Source organism: Glycomyces tritici (assembly GCF_030403505.1).
On sequence record NZ_JAUEMJ010000004.1, the window covers coordinates 1 to 20,668 of the forward strand.

Genomic DNA, 20,668 nt, shown 5'->3' on the forward strand with positions numbered 1-20,668 from the left:
CACAAGCCGAGGCTCCGGCTCTACCCAGCGAGAGCCCGCAGGCGTTCCTGGAAGTCCTTGGTGGCGCTCTCCTCCGGGAAGCGTTGCTGAAGCTCGCCGGACAGCTCGCCTGCCACCATGAGCAGCGACGGCAGAGACTTCCGCTCGGAAGTGAAGACCTGATCAGCCTGCTCGATCGCCTGGTCAAGCTCGCCCTTCCGGGCGGCCGTGATCGCGAGTACCAAGCGGGCCTCTTGGTTCCTCATCGGCGAGATCTCGATGCCGTTGGGAGTGGTCCCGAACTTGATCACTTCGCCTGCGTACTGGGTCGCGAGGTCGTAGTCCTGGGCCTGCGAGTACGCGTCCATGGCGTAGAACTGCCACTTCGGAAGGTCGATCGCGAAGTGGTTGTCCGATCGCGAGGGAGCCTCGAAGCGCTCAAGGATCTCTGCTCCTTCGTCCAGTGCCCTGCGCACGCCCTGGACGTCCCCGAGTCGGCCGAGCGCCTTGGCCTCCTGGCCAATGAGTTGGACGGCGACGTTGTGCCCTGCCGCAAGGTGGCGGCCCTCGGCAACTGCGCTGAGGACGTCCGGATAGCGCCCCTGGGTTAGGGCAATCCACGCCTTCATCTCGAGAGCCCAACCGTGAATCTCAGGCGCTCCGGCCTCCACGCCCAGGTTCGACGCCATAATGCGGGTCGCCTCGGCGGATGCCCGCATACCGAGGTCGTACTCAACGCAGCCGATGAGTAGGGCGAGCCACCCGGCGTTGACGAGCAGTTCCCTGTGAGCTTGCAGCCCAACGGGTTGCTTGATCATACGAGCAACCTCGCGAAGCCACCTGTGCCCTTCGGCGCGAAGCTGGGTCGGGTCAGTGGTGGCGTACTGGCAACACAGGTCTTCGACCGTGGACCGGAGGGCTTCAATCGTGGTGCTGCTGGTGTCGGTCGCACGGATGCGTTGCAGGAGTTCCACCGTCTCGTTGGGCCGAAGGTCCCGCGCGGCAGCGATGTCCAGATGCGCCGCTCCGATGAGGTCGCCCCGGGCGTTCAGTAGCTCGTCACAACGTTGCGCGACGCCCTCGGATGGCTTCTGTCGGCCGTTGATGAGCTTCGACAGGTGGCCCTTGTTGCACGGGATCGCGGCGGCAAGCCGGTTCTGTGACCAGCCCCGTTCGAGGAGGAGGCGGCGCAGCGTCTCGGCAAACAATGACCTCATCCCTCCATCGTGGGGTTGCCTAGTTGCCAACGTCAACGAGGCAACTTAGAACGTCTGGGCAACTTCTGTCGCACCTGGGACCTTGGTCCCATGATGGCACAGATTTCAAGCACCCAAGCAGCGGAGATCATTGAGCGGATCGAGGCAATGCGCGTTCAGGTACGCGGGATCAAGAAGCGGGTCACGGCCCTTGAGTCCGCTGGTTCTCAAGCCGCGCAACCCGGTCCGACAGGCCGGTGATCTCGGCTTGAAGCTCTTCGAGCTGGGTAAGGATGGCTTCGCCCGCGTCGACCTCGGCCGGTGTGGTCGTCGGGACGCCGTCGCGTTCGAGGACGAGCGTCCCGCGTCCCTGAATGGCCTTCACGAGATCCTCACTCTCCAACACCTCGATGGCTGCTCGCACGGTCATCCGCGCGGCGTTGAAGTCCTGGTCCGCGAGGACCGTCTGAGACGGCAGGTAGCTACCCACGGGGTACTTGCCGCTCAAAATGCGTTTGCGCAGCTCATTCGCGATGCGCAAGTAGGTCGGGTTCCTGCTGTCGTTGCCGTCGCTCATGCCGGAAGTCTAGCTCACTAGAGGTCTCACAGCCTAGATGAGCAGGAGTGCTTGACTAGTGGTCTAGACGTATGGTCTACTGGATCGCATCTAGGCCGCTTCCCACCACGACGCCAGGGAGAACCGCATGAAGACCTCAATCGCAACGCCGGACCGGCCGGACTGGTTCGACGCTGAGCCGACGTTCGCTGACCTCGACGTCATCGAGATCGAATGGCCCCGGATTGAGGCCGACCTCGCCGAGCTTGAGCGCGACCTCACGGACCCCGCCCCGGAGCGCTTCGTGGCCTTCGACATTGACCGAGTCCTCGGCGACACCACCGCGCCCGGCTTCCCGACCTTCTCACTCTCCTAGGGGCACACCGTGACGACCTTCATCGAGACCCGCGTCGAGGCCCCGGCCTTCGCCGCCGCAGTGCCCGCGCCCGCCGCTCCGAACACCGACCGCATGACCGCCCGCCCCTCCGCCGAGGCGGCCTGGTGGCTGGTCCTGGGCGAGACGCCCGGACACGCGGCGATCACCGGCGTCTTCTACGCGGTGTGCCTCATCGCCGCCGTCTTCGGACAGTCCCTCGTCGGGACCGCCGTCCTCGGCCTCGCGCTCTGGTTCGCTCTCACCCTCGCCTGCGCTCTGGAGCTGGCCGGGGTCAAGTTCGCCTACGACGCAGCCGTAGCCCGCGCCGCCGGGGAACACGCCATCGTCCCCCAGGCACTCTCCTACGTGCTCGCCGCGATCGCGGTCGGGGTCAACATCTTCGGACACCTGGTCATGGGGGACGCGTTCGGCGCGGCCGTGTTCGGCCTCTTCTCCGCTCTCGCGTTCATCGCCTTCACGATCCGCGCCGAGTTCCGCCGCCGCCAGGCCGACCGCGCCGCCGGGAAGGCCGCCCACCCCACCCCCGCCTACGGGCTTACCCGCTGGGTGACGCAGCGGGCGGTTACCAAGCGCGCCAAGGCCCTTGCCGCCGCCGACCCGACCTTGGGCCTGTACGGCTCCCTCGCCGCCGCCGAGACCGCCATCGCCGCTGAGGCTCGCCGGGCCGAGATCGCCGGACTGCTGCGCCGCAAGGCCCTGGCCGACTTCAACGGTGACAAGCTCCGCGCTTCCCTCTACGTCGCTCAGTACGACCTGGACCGGATCGCCGCCGAGCTGTGCGAGCAGGCCGACCACGGGGCCGCCGTCGCCGACATCGCCGCCGACCTCAACGCCGAACGCACCGCTCCGGCCCGCACCACTCCGACCGCCGAGACGGCCGCTCCGGCTCCTGCCCCGAAGCCGCGCCGGGCCCGTACCAGTACGGCCAAAGCCAAGCGCACCAACACCGCTGACGACGCGGCCTTGGTCGCCCGCCTCCGCGCGCTCGCCGCCGAGACCGGTACGGCCGTCTCGATCAACCGGGCCCGTACCGAGTTCCGCATCGGTACGCCCCGCGCCACCCGCCTGGTCGGCCTCGCCGCCGACGCGGCTTACACCCTCCCGGCCGAGATCCCGGCCACCGACTGACCTGTCCACCGGGGCGGTGCGGCTCTGCTGCTCGCCGTACCGCCCCACACCTCTCCGAACCTGAAGGGAGCCAACGACAATGACTATCGAGAACTTCGACTGGCAGGCTCGCGAGGCCGAGCTCAACGCCGCCAAGGCCGCGCCCGAGATCGAGACCATCGAACCGGCCGACGACTACACCGACGCTGCCACGGTCCCCGTGGATAGCGCCGAGGCAATCCGGGCATGGAACGCACCCGAGGCCGACCGGCGGGCCCCGATCCTTCCGGGTTGGGTCCTGTCCCGTAGCGGTCTGGCCGCCGAGCTGACCCGCTTCGGGAAGCTCATGGCGTACCGGTGCAGCTACCACGCCGTGCGCCTCCCGGTTTACGGCCTGCGCCTGGCTGCCTGGTCCCCGGTCGGTACGGCCCGCGTGGTCGGCGCGGTCTGGCGGTGGGCCTCGGACGCCGAGGGACGCCCTATCCGCTCCGACGCGGTCACCGCGCACGACTACGCCGCGTATCAGGGATTGGTTCGCCTGCGGGACCGCCACGTCCGGTTCCGTGGCGCACTCACCGCCACGGCCGCCCTCGGCCTGACCGGTGCGGGCCTGTATGTCGGCCTCGGCACGCCCGACCCCGTCGCGTGGACCGCCCTGGGGTCGACCGTCGCCGCCCTCGGCCTGGCCGGGAAGCCCGCCGACAAGCCGCTCGTCACCCGCGCCGTGGTCAAGGCGAAGCTGCGCCCGCTGACCGCGCCCATGGTCGAGAAAGCCTTGTCCCGCATCGGCATCGCCGCTCTGTCGGCCATGTCCAAGGGCGGGGAAGGCGTGCACTTTCCCGACCCGATCACCCGCGACGGGGCGGGCTGGCGGGCCGTGATCGACCTGCCCGCCGGGACGACTGCGGTCGAAGTCATCGACAAGCGGGACAAGCTCGCCGCCGCCCTCGCTCGCCCGCTCGGCTGCGTGTGGCCCGAAGGCCAGTCCGAAGTGCACCCGGGTCGCCTCGCGCTCTGGGTTGGAGACACCGACCTGGCCGAGGCCAAGGCCGTCACCTGGCCGCTCGCGCGCTCCGGCACCGTCGACCTGTTCGCGCCCTTCCCGCTCGGCGTTGACCCGCGCGGCCAGGCCGTCACCGGTGAGCTGATGTTCACGAACTGGCTGGTCGGTTCCATCCCGGGCATGGGCAAGACATTCCTGGTCAAGCTGCCCGTGCTCGCCGCCGGGCTTGACGCTCGCGCCGAGGTCCAGGTCTTCGAGCTCAAGGGCACCGGTGACCTCGCTTTCGCCGAGCAGTACGCCACCCGCTACGCCTCCGGCGCTGACGACGACGAGATCGAGGCCGCCCTCATCGCCTTGCGCGACTTGCGGAACGAATGCAAGAAGCGCGCCCGGATCATCAAAGACCTGCCCAAGGACCTGTGCCCGGAGAACAAGGTCACGCCCGAACTCGCGTCCCGCAAGGGGCTCGGCCTCCACCCGCTCGTGGTCGCCATCGATGAGTGCCAGGAGCTGTTCTCGCACCCCGAGTTCGGGAAGGAGGCCGCCGTCCTGGCCGAGAAGATCGTCAAGCTCGGCCGCGCCCTCGGCGTCATCCTCATCCTCGCCACCCAGCGGCCCGACAAGGACTCGCTCCCGACCGGCGTGTCGGCGAACGTGGGCACGAGGGCGTGCCTGCGGGTCATGGGACAGGTCGAGAACGACATGATCCTCGGCACGAGCGCCTACAAGAACGGCATCCGCGCCACCATGTTCACCAAGCGCGACCGGGGCGTGTTCTACCTGGTCGGTGCCGCCGACGAGCCGCTGATCGTCAAGGGCGCGTTCGTGGACGGCCCCAAGGGCGAAGCGATCGCCGCTCGCGCCCGCGCGCTGCGAATCGAGCGCGGCACGCTCACCGGCCACGCCGCCGGGGAAGTCGCCGCCACCGCCGCCCCCGCCTTCAACCTCCTTGACGACCTCAACGCGGTGTGGCCCGCCGGTGAGGCCAACGTGTGGAACCTGGTGCTCGCCGATCGCCTCGCCGAGCTCCGACCCGGTGTCTACGGCCAGTGGGCCGACCTGGCGGACGCGGCCAAGACCGAGGCGCTGACCGCCGCCGTGAAGCCCTACGGCCTGTCGACCAAGGGCGTCTCACGCCGCCTGGACGGCGAGCTGACCAACCGGCGCGGCCTCGCCAAGGCCGACCTCGACACGTCCCGCGAGGGCCGATCCGGGGGCCGCTAGGAGCCGCTACCGCTAGCGGGCCCCGCGCTATCGATAGCGGGCCCGCTAGCACCAAAAACGATCACTGACCTGGGTGTTAGCAGATAGCACCCCTCCCTGACCTCACCCAAAATCCGCTCGAAAGGACCGCTCGTGACCCTCTCTCTCGCCGCTACCGCCCTCTCATGGCTCATCGCCTACGCCCTCGTGTGCTGGGCCCACCCGTTCGGCCGCTGCTGGTGGTGCAAGGCCGACGGCCGCAACGCCGCCGGTTACTGCAATGCCTGCAACGGCAGCGGTCGCCGCAAGCGCCTCGGCCGCCGCCTCTACGAAGCCATCCGCCGCGAATACCGCGACGGCACCAAGTAACCCGCCACCAGAGAGGACCCAGTGCCATGTCTATCGCCGTTGAACAACCCGCCCTGTTCGACCTCGCCGAACCCCAGGCCGCTGCCAACACGCCCGTCGCACAGCCGCCGATGCCCGGCACGACCGCTTGGCGGCTCATCTCCCGCCGCGCCGACTGCGTCGACTGCTGGCACCAACAGGCCGCCGACCACGCCGCCGGACAGCTCCCGGCCCGCCGCGAAGCCGCCCGCGTCCAGATGACCACCGGGACCGACACGGCCGAGCTGTGCGAACGCCACGCCGTCCGCCGGGGCTGGCCGGGTCGCACCCACAAGAACCGCCGCTGACACGGCCGGGCCGGTCCTGCACGACCGGCCCGCCCGATTCCAAGCACGACAAAGGGGCCTCGCCCTGCACTGCGCGGCCCCTCTAACAGAAAGTGATGTCCGCAAATGGTAGCAGCTCAGACCTATGCAACCCCGCTCACGGAGTCCTCGCTCAAGTCCTTCGTGAGCTCGTCATCGTTCCCCGACTGGAAGGCCCGCGTCGAAGCGGTCGGCGGATGCGCCCGGCCAGTCAAGCTCTTCGGTCGGCTGCGCGAGGTCGACACCAAGACCGGCCTCGTGCTGTCCCGTGAGGACCGGTCCGTGTGGGTCCGCTGCGGGACCCGCCGGGAGGCGGCCTGCCCGGCCTGCTCGGCCCGGTACGAGGCCGACGCCTACCACCTCGTGCGGGCCGGACTCTCCGGCGACGAAGAGAAGGGCGTCCCGGTCTCCGTCGCGACCCGGCCAACGGCGTTCGTCACGCTGACCGCCCCGTCCTTCGGGCCCGTCCACAACCGGCCCGGCAACCGGCCCTGTGTCTGCGGTGCCTGGCACCTGGAGGCTGACACCCGGCTCGGTTCCCCGGTCGACCCGGCCACCTACGACTACGAGGCCGCCGTCCTCTGGAACAACCACGCTTCGGCGTTGTGGGCCGACTTCACCCGGAGGCTGCGCCGCGCCCTCGCCCATGCCGGCGGATTGACCGTCCGCGAGGCAAGCGAGGTCGTCTGCCTCTCCTACGCCAAGGTCGCCGAGTACCAGCGGCGCGGACGGGTCCACTTCCACGCCGCCGTCCGGCTCGACGGGCCCGGCGGGTGCAGCGCCGAGCCTCCGGCTTGGGCCACGGCCGAAGTGCTCGCCGACGCCGTCCGCGTTGCCGCCGTCGCCACCGAGGTCGACGCCGAGCGGGCCGACGCGAGCCCGCTCGCGCTCCGCTGGGGAACCCAGCTCGACATCCAAGCCATCGACACCGGGTCTGCGGATGCCTCGACCAGCGGGCCCGCGCAGGTCGCGGCGGGCAAGGTCGCCGCCTACATCGCCAAGTACGCGACCAAGTCCACCGGGGCCACGAACGGCATCGACCAGCAAGTCACCCTCGCGGACATCGACGCTTTGGAGGCCACCGCGCACGCCAAGACCATGATGCGCACCGCGCTCCAGCTCGCCGATGTCCCGCACCTCGCAGACCTCCGGCTCGACCGCTGGGCCCACATGCTCGGCTACCGGGGCCACTTCCTGACCAAGTCACGGGCGTTCTCGACCACCTTCGCCGAGCTGCGGGCCCGCCGCGCCGCCTGGGTGCTCGCCAAGAACCTGCTCGACAACGGCCTGCCCGATGTCGTCATCGACGCCGAATGGCAAGTCATCGGCTTCGGCTACCGCACCGCCGAGGAGCACACCATCGCCGCCGCCATTGCCCAACGGCACCAAGCGAACCGCGCCAGAGCCGTCGCCCAAGCGTCTGCAACCATCGGAACGGTGGTGTCCAAGTGAGCAAGCCAAAGAGCAAAGGCCGCTATGGCGAAGGCACGGTCTTCTGGGACAAGCGGCGTGGCCGCTGGGTCGCCCGCGTCTCGGCAGGCATCCGGCCGGACGGCACCCGCGATGTCCGAGTCGCGGAGGGGCACACGCCCTCTGAAGCGCAAGACCGGCTCAACGGGCTCAAGGCCGAGGTCTCCGCCGGGGTCGAGGGAGGCGTCTCCTACACGGTCGCCCAGGCCTGCGAGGACTGGCTCAAGTACGGACTCAAGCGCCAGAGCGAGCGGACCAAGATCGGCTACAGCTCACTCGTCAACGCCAATATCGTGCCGCTGCTCGGCCGCGCCCGGCTCAAGAAGCTCCGCGCCGAGGACGTGGACCACTGGCTCGCCCAGGTCGCCAAGGACCACGCCAACACCACCATCACGCTGCTGCTCGGCCTGCTGCGCCGGATCATCCGGTTCGCCGAGGCGCGCGGCAAGGTGCTCCGCAACGTCGCCGAGCTGGTCGACGCTCCCGAGGGCACCGCGGGCCGCCCGTCCAAGTCGATGACCATCGGCCAGGCGCAGGCCTTGCTGGAGGCCAGCCGGGGCCATTGGATCCACGGCTACATCGCGCTCTCGGTGTTCACCGGCGTTCGAACCGAGGAGGCGCGCCCGCTCAAGTGGAAGCACACCCACCTCAATCCCGTTGCAGGCCAAGACTGCACGTGCGGCGAGCGGCACCGCGAAACAGCCGCGCCGCACGTCGAGGTGTGGCGCTCGGTCCGCAACAAGGGCGAGACCAAGACGCCGAAGTCCCGCCGCACGATCGCCCTGCCGCGCCAGGTCGTCATGGTCCTGACCGCCGTGCGGGCCGCCGCTGAGATCGAGGCCGAGGACGCCGGACACACACTCAGGTCCGAGAGCTACGTCTTCCCCTCCGAGGCTGGCACGGTGCGCGACGCCGCCAACGTCCGCCGCGACTTCCGCAAGGTCGTCACGGCGGCCGGGATCGAAGGCGAGTGGACGCCGAGGGAGTTCCGGCACACGTTCGTCTCGATCATGTCCGACGCCGGGGTCAGGGAAGAGCTCATCGCCAACCTGGTCGGGCACAAGCGGACCTCGACCACTCGCACGGTCTACCGTCACCAGCTCCGGCCGGTCATCACGACGGGGGCCGAGGTACTGGATGAGCTTTTCGACCTCGGGCCGCTCGGCCATTAGGTAACAAGAATCTGGGCCCTGACCTGGGGATACGCTGACCAATCGGTAGCAAATTGGGTAGCAGAAAGGCCACAAGGGATTACCTTGTGGCCTCTTTTGCCTGCTAGATCTGGTGGAGCTTAGGGGATTCGAACCCCTGACCTTTTCATTGCGAACGAAACGCGCTACCAACTGCGCCAAAGCCCCTTGCGGCGACAAGGTTAGCACAGCGGCGGCAGGGCCCCGCAAGGGCGGCGTGTGGGCCCGGTCTCGCCCGGGAAGCGGTCAGATCCAGGAGTCGAGCCACATGCGGGCGTGCCAGTCGTCGCGGGGGATGGGCTCGCCGACGTAGATCGGCCAGAAATAGGCGAAGCAGAGGACGACGACGGCCACGAACGCCCCGGCGATGAGCGCGCCCGTGAGGCGCCGCTCCGGGGAGCCGAGGGACGGGACGTCCAGGCCGCGCCGGCGGCGGTCGCTGCGTCCGATGATCAGCCCCAGGCACCAGGTGACCGCGCCGATGAAGAACGGGACGGCCGGGGCCGAGTAGAAGAAGAACATCGTCCGCTCGGGGTAGAAGAACCACGGGGCGATGCCCGCGCCGAGGCCGGCGAGGAGGAACCAGGCGCGCCAGTCGCGCCGGTGCAGCGCCCACACCAGGAGCGCGAGGGTCGCCGGCACGAACGTCCACCACAGCAGCGGGGTGCCCAGCAGCAGCACCTCGCCGGCGCAGTCGTTCGTGCCGCAGTCGACGTCGGAGCTCCAGTAGAAGACCACCGGCCGCAGGTCGAACAGCCACTGCCACGGCCACGACTGGTAGGCGTGCTCGGAGTCCAGCGTCTCGTGGAAGTTCAGGACGCTGAAGTGGTACTGCATCCAGTTGACGAGCGCGCCGATGACGGGCGGCTCGCTCTTGCCCTGGTCGGCGAGCCAGTGCCGGTACGAGCCGGTGTCATTGAGGAACCAGCCGGTCCACGAGGCCGTGTACACGCCGACCGCGAGGAGCCCGAACCACAGGTTCTGCCCGAACTCGTAGATGAGCGTGTCGCGGAAGGGCTTGCGGGCGCCCACGTCCACGCGCAGCCGCCAGTCCCACACGATGAACAGGAGGATGGCCGCGATGATGTACCACAGCGCACTCCACTTGGTGCCCATGGCGAGTCCGAGGAGCACCGCGCACGTGATCCGCCACCACGGCAGGCCGAGGCGGGGCCGGCGGCGGAGCACGTCGAGGCCGTCCTCGATCGCGGCGAGCCACTTCGCGCGGCGCCAGTCGCGGTCGCGCACCAGGCAGTACATGGCGGCGAGCAGCAGTGTGGCGATGAAGATGTCGAGCAGGGACGTGCGGGAGAGCACGAGGTGGCTGCCTTCGACGGCGAGGAGCAGGCCCGCGGTGCCGCCGAGGAGGGTCGAGCCGGTGAGGCGGCGCATGAGGCGGATGAGGATCGCGACGCCGATGATCCCGGCGAACGCGGCGGCGATGCGCCACCCGATCTCGTCGTAGCCGAACGCCCATTCACCGAGGCCGATGAGCCACTTGCCGAACGGCGGGTGCGCGACGTACGCGGAGCCGTCCGAGCCCGGGTCCCATTCGACGCCGTGGCGCAGCATCGAGTGCGCGTCCTGCGCGTAGTAGACCTCGTCGAAGATCAGGCCCTTGGGGTGGTCCAGGCCGATCAGGCGCAGCACGGCGGCGATCCCGGTGACCACGAGGGTCACCCAGAGGGCGCGGCGGCGGTCGTCCGGGACGGCGCTGGAGAGGCGGGCCCGGACGGCGGGGAGGGGGCCGGGGAGCGGCGTCGGCCGCCAGGCGGCGGGCGGCTGCTCGGGCCGGACTGCGGTGGCGCTCACCGTGGTGAGTCTAGGGCCTCCTGCGGCATGCCCGGCGAGGCGGTATCCGAGTCCATGTGCTCGCTCGCTCCTCCGATTGACGGCTCGCAAGCGTCGCCGAGACCGCGGAAGGCCTCCCGATACCGGTGTTGTATCTGGGAGGCCGACAACGAAGCGAGCGGGCGAATGGGCCGGACAGCGCCCGGCGGGGGTGCCGCAGGAGGCCCTAGGGCCCGAGCGCCGACAATGGCGAGTCGCGGTCAGGCCCTTTCACTCGACGGTCAGTGCACCAGTTCCTTCGGGGGCGTGAAGTCGCCCTCGCCGTTCATCTCCCACTGCGCGGCCAGGATGTCGGCGACCGCGTTCGCGGGTTTGCCGAGGTTGCCCTTGCCCACGAGGTTCTGGGGGCTGTCCGGGTCGGCGATGAACGCCGCGGCGGCCGCGTTCGGGGTGAATCCCACGAACCAGTTGGTGGAGTTCCCGTCGGTGGTGCCGGTCTTGCCCGCGACCGGGCCGTCCACGGCGTTGCCGACCTGCGGCGCGGTGCCCCACGTGCAGTTGCCCTTGGCCGCACCGTACTCGGTCGGGCAGCGGGCCGCGTCCACGGCCGCGCGGGCGACCTCGACGCTCAGCGCCTGGTCGCACGCGGACTCGAACGGGATGGTCTCGCCGGCCAGCGTGGTCGCGCTCTGCGCGGGGATCGGCGGGCAGTACACGCCGTCCGCCGGGAGCGCCGCGTACGCCGCGGCCATGTCCAGCGGCGTGGTCTGCGTGACGCCGAGGACGAACGGCCCGTACGTCTCCGGGTAGTTCGTGACGAAGTTCAGGTCCTCCTGGGACCGGAACTTGATGCCCAGGCGCTCGGCCACGCCGATGGCCTTCTCGACGCCGACCCGCTCCGCGAGCTGCACGAAGTACGTGTTCACCGACTCGCCGAACCCGGTCCACATGTTGTAGTTCCCGACCTCCGACTCCGAGGCGTTCTTCGGGCACCACTTGTTGCCGCACGAGGCCGCGCCGTCCCCCACCACGTACTTCGACGTGTACTGGTACGGCGAGTAGATCGTCGTGTCCAGCGGGTAGCCCTCCTCGAGGGCCGCGAGCATCGTGAACATCTTGAACGACGAGCCCGCCTGGTAGCCCGGCACCGCCGAGTTGCCGCTCAGCAGCGGGTTCGTGGTGTTCGGGTACGAGCCCTTGTACTCCGGGTTGGAGGTGTTGGGGCCGTTCTCGGAGGTGTCGTTGGAGTAGTTGCGGTTGACGGCCATCACCTGGATGCCGCCGGTCCCCGGTTCGACCACGACCGAGCCGAGCGCGAACTCCGAGCCCATCGGCTTCTGCTCCTCGACCGCGTCCTGCGCGGCCTCCTGCAGCCCCACGTCGAGGGTCGACACGATCTCGTAGCCGCCCCGGTAGAGGCGGGCCTTGCGGACCTCGTCGGAGTCGCCGAAGTCCTCCTGCTGGTTCCACCACTGCTCGAAGTAGTCGACGAAGAACCCGTAGTCGGAGTCGATCGCCCCGCCCATGGTGTTGTTGGCGTCCTGCGGGTTCAGGTTCAACCCCTCGGCGCGCGCCGTGTCGCCTTCGGCCGGGGTCAGCGCCTCGACGTCGACCATCCGGTCGATCACGTGGTCGCGGCGGACCTGCGCGGCCTCGGAGGAGCCGTTGATCGGGTCGTAGGTCGACGGCGACTGGATCAGGCCCACCAGCATCGCCGACTCGGCGACGGTGAGGTCCGCGGGGACCTTGCCGTAGTAGACCTGCGCCGCCGCGCCGATCCCGTACGCGCCGTTGCCGAAGTACACGGTGTTCAGGTAGTTGGTGAGGATCTCCTGCTTGGTCATCTCCTCTTCGAGCGCCAGCGCGTACCCCATCTCCTTGACCTTGCGGTCGATGGTGACCTCGCTGGCGGCGGCGACCTCGTCGGGGGTGGTCGCGGTGTAGGAGAGGACCTGCCGCACGTACTGCATGGTGATCGTGGAGGCGCCTTCGGAGGTGCCGCCGTTGGCGACGTTGGTGACGAGGGCGCGCATGACGCCTTCGGGGTCGACGCCGTTGTGCTCGAAGAAGTTCGAGTCCTCGGTGGCGAGGAGGGCGTCGATCACCGATTCGGGGATCTGGTCGTATTCGAGCTGGACCCGGTACTGGTCGCCGAAGGTGGCGATGACGGTGGTGCCGTCGGAGGCGTAGAGGGTCGAGGACTCGGGCGCGGGGGGCAGCACGAGTTCGTCGGGGAGTTCGAGGACGGTCTCGGAGCCGACTTTGGCGAGGCCGCCGAAGGCGCTCGTCAGCGGCAGGAAGGCGAGGCCGACGACGAGACCGAAGGCGACCGCCACCGGCACGAGCGCGAACATGGCGCGTCGCTGCACGGCGGTGATGGGGCCGAACCAGGTCTGCGCCACCGGTTTCGAAGATGCACTCACGCTGTCTCCCGAAGTGCCCCGCGAGCGGGGAAGGATACGGTCAATTCAAATGGGCGCGGCGTAGCGCCGAGTCGAGCGGAGTTCCGGGGGCTGGTTCACTCTACGACGCCGCGCGCGGCGGCCTGAGGGGCCTTCCGACCCGGGTGGGCGTCATTACAGCCCGTCCCGGGGCGGTGTGCCGCCGTCACCAGGCGAAGGCGAGGGCGGCGGCGAGGACGGCTCCGGCGGCGGCCCAGCAGAGTCCGATGGCGCCCGATCGTCCTTCGTAGAGCCTTGTGGCGCCGGAGAGGGCGACGAGGGCGAACGCGACGGCCATGAACATCACGAGTGAGGGCGCCCAGCGCAGCAGGAGGCCGGCGGTGTCGCCGACGTAGGCGCTGTGCGCGTCGGGGCCGGTGGAGCGGGCGGGGAGGTGGGCGCCGAGGTCGGCGACGGTGACGTCGCCGGTGATGTGGAGTTCGCGGGACCAGCCGTCGGCTTCGAAGCGGCCGGTGCAGGAGGGCGCGAAGCCGTCTTGGCAGGCGGTGACCTCGACGGTGCCGTACTCGTAGTGGCCCACGGAGATCCAGAGGGCGGGTGCGGCGGTCCAGGCGAAGAACATGAGGAGGCAGGCGCAGACGAGGATGCCGAGGAGGGCGGGCGCGAAGGCCTTGGGTTCGCGGCGGCGCTGGGGCATGCCCGGCCTGGCGGGGCGGTGGCGGTCGGTCTCGGCGGCGCGTTCCCAGACGGCCCGGATGGCGGCCATGCCGTCGGTCTGGGAGCCGAGGGGGCCGCGCTGGGAGACGGGGCGGGCGGGTTCGGCGGGTTCCCAGTCGGGGTCGCCGGTGGTGTCCCGGACGATCCCGTAGGCGGCGGGCATCTCGGGGACGGGCACGTTCGGCTCCGGTGCGGCGGGGGGCACGGGCTGGTGCTGGGGGTCGACCGCGCGGTTGCTTCCAGACATACCGGTTATTGCATCACCGAATCGGCTGGCATGGGCGGAATCGGGCGGCGGTAGTGTGTCGCGGTGAGTGCGAGGCGCGTGTGAGACCGGTGCGAGACGTGCGCCGTTTAGGTGTGCGGACTGTGCGGTCCTGACATCTGGACCGATAACATGGGGCGCATGACTCATGTATTGACCGCGCTGGCCTGGCCTTACGCCAACGGCCCGCGCCACATCGGCCATGTAGCAGGATTCGGGGTCCCCGCCGACGTCTTCGCCCGCTACATGCGCATGCGCGGTCACGACGTGCTCATGGTCTCGGGGACGGACGAGCACGGGACGCCGATCCTGGTGCAGGCCGACGCGGAGGGCCTGACGGCGGCGGAGGCCGCGGCGAAGTACAACCGGATCATCGTGGAGGACCTGGACGCGCTGGGCCTGTCGTACGACCTGTTCACGCGGACGACGACGGGGAACCACTACAAGACCGTGCAGGAGCTGTTCACGACGCTGCACGCGAACGGGTACATCCTGCAGCAGCGCACGCTGGGGGCGATCAGCCCGTCGACGGGGCGCACGCTGCCGGACCGGTACATCGAGGGCACGTGCCCGCATTGCGGGTTCGACTCGGCGCGCGGGGACCAGTGCGACAACTGCGGGCGCCAGCTCGACCCGGTGGACCTGATCGACCCGAAGTCGCGGATCAACGGCGAGACGCCGAAGTTCGTGGAGGAGGACCACTTCTTCCTGGACCTGCCGGCGTTCGCGGAGGCGCTGAACGCGTGGCTGGACACGCGCACGGGCTGGCGGACGAACGTCCTGCGGTTCACGAAGAACCTGCTCGACGAGATGCATCCGCGCCCGATCTCGCGCGACCTGGACTGGGGTGTGCCGATCCCGCTCGAGGGGTGGGCGGACCGGCCGGACAAGCGCCTGTACGTGTGGTTCGACGCGGTGATCGGCTACTTGAGCGCCACGATCGAGTGGGCGCGGCGCTCGGGGGACCCGGAGGCGTGGAAGCGCTGGTGGCAGGACCCGGAGGCGGTGTCCTACTACTTCATGGGCAAGGACAACATCGTCTTCCACTCCGAGATCTGGCCGGCGATGCTGCTGGGCGCCAACGGCGAGGGCGCGAAGGGCGGCGAGCCGGGGTCGCTCGGGACGCTGAACCTGCCGACCGAGGTCGTGTCCTCGGAGTTCCTGACGATGGAGGGCAAGCAGTTCTCGTCGTCGCGGCGCGTGGTGATCTACGTGCGGGACTTCCTGGAGCGGTACTCCCCCGACGCGCTGCGGTACTACATCTGCGCGGCGGGCCCGGAGAACCAGGACTCGGACTTCACGTGGGCGGAGTTCCTGCGGCGCAACAACGATGAGCTGGTGGCGGGCTGGGGGAACCTGGTGAACCGCTCGATCGCGATGGCCGCGAAGAACTTCGGGGCCGTTCCCGAGCCGGGCGAGCTCGAGGACGTCGACCGGGAGCTGCTGGCGACGACGAAGGCGGCGTTCGACACGATCGGGGACCTGATCGGCGCGAACAAGGTCCGGGCGGGGATCGGCGAGGCCATGAAGACCGTGGCGGCGGCGAACAAGTACCTGGCGGACACCGCGCCGTGGAAGATGAAGGAGGACCCCAAGCGCCAGGGCACGGTCCTCTACACGGTGCTGCAGGCGGTCTCGGACCTGAAGACGATCATGAGCCCGTTCCTGCCGCACTCGTCGCAGCGGGTGCACGAGCTGCTCGGCGGCGAGGGCGTGTTCGCGCCGATGCCGTACATCGAGGAGGTCGCGGACCTGGACGAGGGCGGCGCGACCGACGGCCCGTACCCGATCCTCACCGGCGACTACTCGGACGTGCCGAAGTGGGAGTCGGTGCCGCTGGTGCCGGGCACGGTGCTGGAGAAGCCGGTCCCGGTGTTCACCAAGCTCGAGCCGTCCATCGTGGACGAGGAGATCGAGCGGCTGAACGCCTAGGGGCGCAAGCGTGAAGGGCCCGGCGGGAGCCGGGCCCTTTTCTCGTGCCTCAGATCGCGGGTGCGACGTCGCCGCGCTCGACCCACTTCTCGTAGACGCCGCGGCGGACCGGTTCGGCCCCGGTGCGGGACAGGACGTCGGGGCTCGGGCGGGAGAGCCGGAACCGGGCCCAGTCGTCGTCGGCGTCTACAAGAGATCCCGGGACGCCCTTCCAGACGACGTGGTTCGCCTCGCGCAGCACGCGGCGCACCTGGTGGACGCGGCCCTGCTCCACGCCGGGGATGTCGACGCGGCGTTCGAGGGTGAGCGGCGACCACTGCTGGCCCGCGTACGCGAACAGCTCGAGTTCGGCGCCCTGCTCGGTGTAGGCCAGGAGCCGCGCGCCCTCCGGCAGCGGCAGGTCGGTGAGGTCGGCGGTGACGTGCTCGGGCAGGAGGTGCGCGGTCGAGATCGCGAAGCCGGTGCCGAGCACGGGCATGCCGCGCCGGTCGGAGGACGGCATCGCCGTCAGACCCTCGTATTCGGGGGCGACGGGCGCCTGGTAGTCCCAGGCGTCGGCCGCGTGCCAGCGCAGGGCGAACACCCACGGGTCGCCCGGCTCGGTCTCGCCGCCGAGGACGGAGCGGGCGGCGGGGGTGCGCAGGTGCGCGATGTCCCAGCGGCGGTAGCAGAAGCCGCCGGGGACGGCGGCGGTCTCCATGAGGCGGCTGATCATCGGAGCGGTGACGGGTCGCTCCATGACCTCGCCGGCGGCGACCGCGGCGGAGCGGCGGACGCGGTCGAGGAGGACGCGCGCGGCCGGGTCGAGGTGCGGGGTCTGGGTGAGGCGGCGGACGTACTCGAGGTCGAGGCCGGGCGCGAGGGGCACGGTGAGGGAGCGGTCGTCGGCGACGGCGACGGGCACGCCATCGCGCAGGACCTCGCCGGCGTGCGCGAAGCGGCGGTACGGGTAGTCGCTGCCGGGCCGGGGGTTGGGGAGGAAGTCGGGGCGCGGGAGGGCGGAGTAGAGCTCCCAGGCGGCGCCGTCCGCGTAGGGGGTGCCGGGGTACTTCTCGCCGCGCCATTCGACGGTGACGAGGGTCTGGGTCTGCGTCGGTTCGGCCGGGACGGCGGGGCGGCGTTGCTGGAGCGCTGCGGCGCGGTTGCGGCGGGACGCGAGGTCGCGGGTCATGTGCGTCTCGATTCGTCTTGCGCGGATGCGACGGCGTTGTCGTGGCTGGTCCTGTCGCCGGACGGTAGTGGCTTGTCCACAGCCGGTACTTCGACTGTCCGCCAACGTAAGCGCGGCGTGTCAGGCGCGGATGTCCGGAATATGAAAAAGATGTTACGCAGAGAGCATCGCGCACTTCCGGCCTCGGCAAACGCACAGGCGGTCCGATGCCCGGACCGGCTCGTGGCATCGTTGAGGCGTGTACCGATCCGAACCCGCGCCGCTGCCCGCACCGCTGCCGCATCCCGTGGCCGACAGCCACACCCACCTCGACCTCGTCGACGTCTTCGGCGCGGAGGAGGAGCTTCCGACGCCGGCACCCGACGCGCCCGGCGTGCGCGCCCGCCTGGACGAGGCCGAGGCCGCCGGGGTCGCGCGGGTCGTGCAGGTCGGCACCGACGTCGAGTCCTCCCGGTGGGCCGCCGCGCTCGCCGCCGCCGACCCGCGCGTGCTCGCCGCCGCTGCGCTGCACCCGAACGACGCCCCGCGCCAGGCCGACCTGGACGCGGCGCTGGCCGAGATCGACGCGATCGCCGCGCTCCCGCGTGTCGCGGCCCTGGGCGAGACGGGCCTGGACTACTTCCGCACCGACGAGACCGGCCGCGCCGCGCAGCAGCGGTCGTTCCGCGCGCACATCGAGATCGCGAAGCAGCGGGGCAAGGCCCTCGTCATCCACGACCGGGACGCGCATGAGGACGTCCTGTCGATCCTCGACGCCGACGGCGCCCCCGAGCGCGTGGTGCTGCACTGCTTCTCAGGGGATTTCGCGTTCGCGAAGGAGTGCGCGCGGCGCGGGTTCTTCATGAGCTTCGCGGGGAACGTGACGTTCAAGAACGCCCAGAACCTGCGCGACGCCGCCTCGGTGGCCCCCGCCGAGCTGGTGCTGGTCGAGACGGACGCGCCGTTCATGGCGCCGATCCCCGTGCGCGGCCACCGGAACCACCCGGCGCTCACGAACTACACGGCCCGGTTCCTCGCCGAGCACCTCGGCCGCGACCTTGAAGCGTGGTGCGAGCGGCTGTGGGCGAACACAGCGTCCGCGTTCGGGCCGTGGTGATCAGCTGACGTCCACGGCCGCTTCGGCGGTCGCGGTGTTCCCTTCGGCGTCGGTCAAGGTGAAGGTGAAGATCCATCGGCCCTCGTCGGGCAGGCTGACCTCGCCCGCGAGGATGCCGGTGCGCAGCTCGATGAGGGGCATCGCCTCGGGCGCTTTGCCTTCGAGCCCGTATGTGGCGGTCCACTCCTCGGCGGGGAACGGCGCGCCTTCGAGGTCGGTGGCGAGGATGCGCACGCTGTTGGGCCCGGGCCGGCCCGGTTCGAGCACGAGCTGCGCCGAGAACGCCTCGGTGGTCACGAGCGTGGCCGTCTCGGTGGACTCGGCTTCGGCCGTCTCGGTCTCCAGCAGCGCGGTCTTGGCGGGCACGGCCTGCACGAGCACCGCGACGGCGCCCAGCACGACCGCGAGGAACACGACCTCGACGCCGGCCGCGACCCGCAGCCGCCCGCGTGCCTGCGTGCGGCGCAGCAGGGCCCGGCGCGTGAACAGGCCCGCGCCGACGATGAGGACGAACAGCGCGGCCTTGAGGATCACCAGGCGCCCGTACCTGGTGTCGGTGAGCGCTTCGATCGAGTCGATGTGGAGCAGCCCGGAGGCGAGCCCGGCGACGAGCACGTTCGCGCACAGCCACGGCACCAGGGCGATCCAGGTCTCGGCGGTCTTGTCGGGGATCTCGGCGTCCTTGCGGAACGCGAGGACGAGGATCGCGATCACGCCGCCCGCCCAGGCCATCGCGGCGGCCAGGTGCACCAGGTCCGCGACGAACGCGACCACCACCGGTTCGGTCGCCATGGGGTGCCCGGCGAGCGGCCAGGTCGCCGCGAGTGCGAGCCCGACGCCGGCGAGGCCGGCCACCAGGAGCGGCTTCGGCTCCTCCTCGCTCGTGACCACGGTCCGCATGAGCGGCAGGGCGAGGAGGACGAGCAGGAGCCGCAGCAGGCCGGCGAGGCCGATGTTCGATTCCATGACGGACTGGAGCCCGACCGCGTCGAGGCCGGAGATGCTGGTCCCGGTCTCGTACGCGGCCTGCAGCGGCAGGCCGAGCACGGCGGTCATGGCGACGACGGCGAGGCCGGTCGCGACCATCTTGGCCGCGGCCTCGCGCGGCCGCGCCCCGATGGCCAGGAAGATCCCCGCGCCGAGGGCGAGCGCGAGCGCCGCGTACCCGAGCCAGCGGTTGCCGTAGAGCAGGGCCTGCACGAACGGATCGGTTCCGGCCGTGAGCGCTTCGGCGCTCGGCGCTTCGCTCTCGGCGCCCACGGAGTAGGTGAACGTGCCGGAGACGGGGTGCCCGTCGTGGGAGACGACCCGGTAGCCGACGAGGTAGGTGCCCTCCTGGTCGGCGTCGACCGCGATCGTCAGGGTGGTCTCTTCGGCGTTCTGCGTGACCCCGGTGTCGGCTCGGTCACCATCGGGAGCCACCACGCCGGTGGCCGCGTCTACGGGGGTGACTGGTTCGTTGAACTCGACGACGACTTCGCTCGGCGGCGCCTCAAGGAGCGCCCCTGAGGCGGGCGTGGTCTTGGTGGCCGTGGCGTGCGCCCAGGCCCCTGAGGCCCAGAGCGCGCCGAAGAACACGCCGAGCAGGGCCGCTGCAAGCGACGACCAGGCGAAGCGGGTCGCTTGAGCGGCAGTGCGGCGGTCGTTGGATCGGGAGCGCATCGCCGCTGAGCGTACTCGAATCCGCTTCGTGAATCGAGAGTTGGACCGCAGAAAGGCTGAGCGAGGCACATGGGGAAGTCGAACCGGAATACCGACCGCCGCCAGGCCGCCGAGGCGCTGCGCAGGCAGCAGGCCGCGGAGGCGCGGCGCCGGAAGATCGTGTTCGGAGTGGCGATCGGCGCCGCCGTCGTGCTGATCGGAGGGCTCCTCGCCTGGGGCATCTGGATGAACCGCGAGCCTGAGTACGAGGTCCAGGATCCGGCCGCGCAGGTCACCGACACGTTCGGCGTGCAGATCGGCGACGGGCCGGTCCAGGTCGACCTCTACATCGACTACATGTGCCCGGCCTGCAACCAGTTCGAGTCCGCGTACGCCGAGCAGATCCAGTCCTGGGTGGACGACGGCTCGGTCACCGTGAACTACCACCCGCTCGCGATCCTCGACCGCCTGAGCGCGGGCACCGAGTACTCCAGCCGCGCGGCCGCGGCCGCCGTGTGCGCCGCCGATGTAGGCGAGCAGCAGTTCCTCGACTACACGCTGGCGCTGTACGCGAACCAGCCCGCCGAGAACACCTCGGGCCTGAGCGACGCGGAGCTCATCGCGATCGGCACGGACGACGTCGGCCTCGGCGCCGACTGGAAGTCCTGTGTGGAGGACGAGAAGTACCGGGGCTGGGTCAAGGAGGGCAACGCCAGCGCGACGGGCGAGCAGGGCGTCTCCGGTACGCCGACCGCGAAGGTGAACGGCGAACTGGTCGAGAACTCGGCGTTCGCCGACGAGGTCCAGGCCGCCATCGACGCGAGCTGATCCGACACGTT

17 protein-coding genes and 1 tRNA gene are annotated in these 20,668 nt (G+C 70.2%); 10 read left to right on the top strand and 8 right to left on the bottom strand.

Going from position 1 to position 20,668, the window contains the following annotated elements; all coding sequences use genetic code 11:
- Positions 1-20: 20 nt before the first annotated feature.
- Both QWI33_RS14010 and QWI33_RS14015 read right to left on the bottom strand, forming a co-directional pair.
- Complete coding sequence (locus QWI33_RS14010; protein ID WP_289957769.1) at positions 21-1,187, bottom strand: helix-turn-helix domain-containing protein; 1,167 nt, start codon at positions 1,185-1,187, stop codon at positions 21-23.
- A 190-nt stretch (positions 1,188-1,377) separates the two neighbouring features.
- Positions 1,378-1,752: a GntR family transcriptional regulator gene (locus tag QWI33_RS14015; protein ID WP_289957770.1), complete on the bottom strand. Its 375-nt coding sequence runs from the start codon at positions 1,750-1,752 to the stop codon at positions 1,378-1,380.
- Positions 1,753-1,879: 127 nt separating this feature from the next.
- Here QWI33_RS14015 and QWI33_RS14020 point away from each other — a divergent pair, with 127 nt between their 5' ends.
- The 7 genes from QWI33_RS14020 to QWI33_RS14050 all read left to right on the top strand — a co-directional run bounded on the left by QWI33_RS14020 (position 1,880) and on the right by QWI33_RS14050 (position 8,796).
- On the top strand, positions 1,880-2,107 hold the full coding sequence (locus QWI33_RS14020; RefSeq protein ID WP_289957771.1) for a hypothetical protein: 228 nt from the start codon (positions 1,880-1,882) through the stop codon (positions 2,105-2,107).
- Between the two features lie 9 nt (positions 2,108-2,116).
- A complete protein-coding gene (locus QWI33_RS14025) occupies positions 2,117-3,256 on the top strand; it encodes a hypothetical protein (RefSeq protein ID WP_289957772.1) in 1,140 nt (379 codons plus the stop codon).
- A gap of 79 nt (positions 3,257-3,335) precedes the next feature.
- Positions 3,336-5,462: an FtsK/SpoIIIE domain-containing protein gene (locus QWI33_RS14030; RefSeq protein ID WP_289957773.1), complete on the top strand. Its 2,127-nt coding sequence runs from the start codon at positions 3,336-3,338 to the stop codon at positions 5,460-5,462.
- Positions 5,463-5,594: 132 nt separating this feature from the next.
- Positions 5,595-5,810: a hypothetical protein gene (locus QWI33_RS14035; RefSeq protein WP_289957774.1), complete on the top strand. Its 216-nt coding sequence runs from the start codon at positions 5,595-5,597 to the stop codon at positions 5,808-5,810.
- A gap of 26 nt (positions 5,811-5,836) precedes the next feature.
- Positions 5,837-6,136, top strand: a complete 300-nt coding sequence (locus tag QWI33_RS14040; RefSeq protein ID WP_289957775.1) for a hypothetical protein — start codon at positions 5,837-5,839, stop codon at positions 6,134-6,136.
- 105 nt (positions 6,137-6,241) lie between these two features.
- Entirely contained in the window at positions 6,242-7,606 is a 1,365-nt protein-coding gene (locus QWI33_RS14045; RefSeq protein ID WP_289957776.1) for a replication initiator, read from the top strand.
- Complete coding sequence (locus QWI33_RS14050) at positions 7,603-8,796, top strand: site-specific integrase (protein ID WP_289957777.1); 1,194 nt, start codon at positions 7,603-7,605, stop codon at positions 8,794-8,796. Before QWI33_RS14045 ends, QWI33_RS14050 begins: the two co-directional genes overlap by 4 nt.
- A gap of 110 nt (positions 8,797-8,906) precedes the next feature.
- Here the strand turns inward: QWI33_RS14050 and QWI33_RS14055 are convergent.
- From QWI33_RS14055 to QWI33_RS14070, 4 genes are all read right to left on the bottom strand, one after another.
- Positions 8,907-8,982: transfer RNA gene (locus QWI33_RS14055), tRNA-Ala, on the bottom strand.
- Positions 8,983-9,060: 78 nt separating this feature from the next.
- Entirely contained in the window at positions 9,061-10,626 is a 1,566-nt protein-coding gene (locus tag QWI33_RS14060; RefSeq protein ID WP_289957778.1) for a dolichyl-phosphate-mannose--protein mannosyltransferase, read from the bottom strand.
- Positions 10,627-10,886: 260 nt separating this feature from the next.
- Positions 10,887-13,028, bottom strand: coding sequence for a transglycosylase domain-containing protein (locus tag QWI33_RS14065; protein WP_289957779.1), 2,142 nt, complete (start codon positions 13,026-13,028; stop codon positions 10,887-10,889).
- Positions 13,029-13,212: 184 nt separating this feature from the next.
- On the bottom strand, positions 13,213-13,971 hold the full coding sequence (locus QWI33_RS14070) for a hypothetical protein (protein ID WP_289957780.1): 759 nt from the start codon (positions 13,969-13,971) through the stop codon (positions 13,213-13,215).
- A gap of 159 nt (positions 13,972-14,130) precedes the next feature.
- Here QWI33_RS14070 and metG point away from each other — a divergent pair, with 159 nt between their 5' ends.
- The gene (metG, locus tag QWI33_RS14075; protein ID WP_289957781.1) at positions 14,131-15,921 is read left to right on the top strand and encodes a methionine--tRNA ligase; all 1,791 of its coding nucleotides are present in this window, start codon (positions 14,131-14,133) and stop codon (positions 15,919-15,921) included.
- 49 nt (positions 15,922-15,970) lie between these two features.
- Here metG and QWI33_RS14080 read toward each other — a convergent pair whose 3' ends face one another.
- A complete protein-coding gene (locus tag QWI33_RS14080; protein WP_289957782.1) occupies positions 15,971-17,092 on the bottom strand; it encodes a hypothetical protein in 1,122 nt (373 codons plus the stop codon).
- A gap of 238 nt (positions 17,093-17,330) precedes the next feature.
- Here QWI33_RS14080 and QWI33_RS14085 point away from each other — a divergent pair, with 238 nt between their 5' ends.
- A complete protein-coding gene (locus QWI33_RS14085; protein WP_289957783.1) occupies positions 17,331-18,188 on the top strand; it encodes a TatD family hydrolase in 858 nt (285 codons plus the stop codon).
- Here the strand turns inward: QWI33_RS14085 and QWI33_RS14090 are convergent, their stop codons facing one another.
- The gene (locus QWI33_RS14090) at positions 18,189-19,850 is read right to left on the bottom strand and encodes a copper resistance CopC/CopD family protein (RefSeq protein ID WP_289957784.1); all 1,662 of its coding nucleotides are present in this window, start codon (positions 19,848-19,850) and stop codon (positions 18,189-18,191) included.
- Between the two features lie 69 nt (positions 19,851-19,919).
- On the opposite strand from QWI33_RS14090, the gene QWI33_RS14095 reads away from it, so the two are divergent.
- Positions 19,920-20,657, top strand: coding sequence for a DsbA family protein (locus tag QWI33_RS14095; RefSeq protein WP_289957785.1), 738 nt, complete (start codon positions 19,920-19,922; stop codon positions 20,655-20,657).
- Positions 20,658-20,668: the final 11 nt, after the last annotated feature.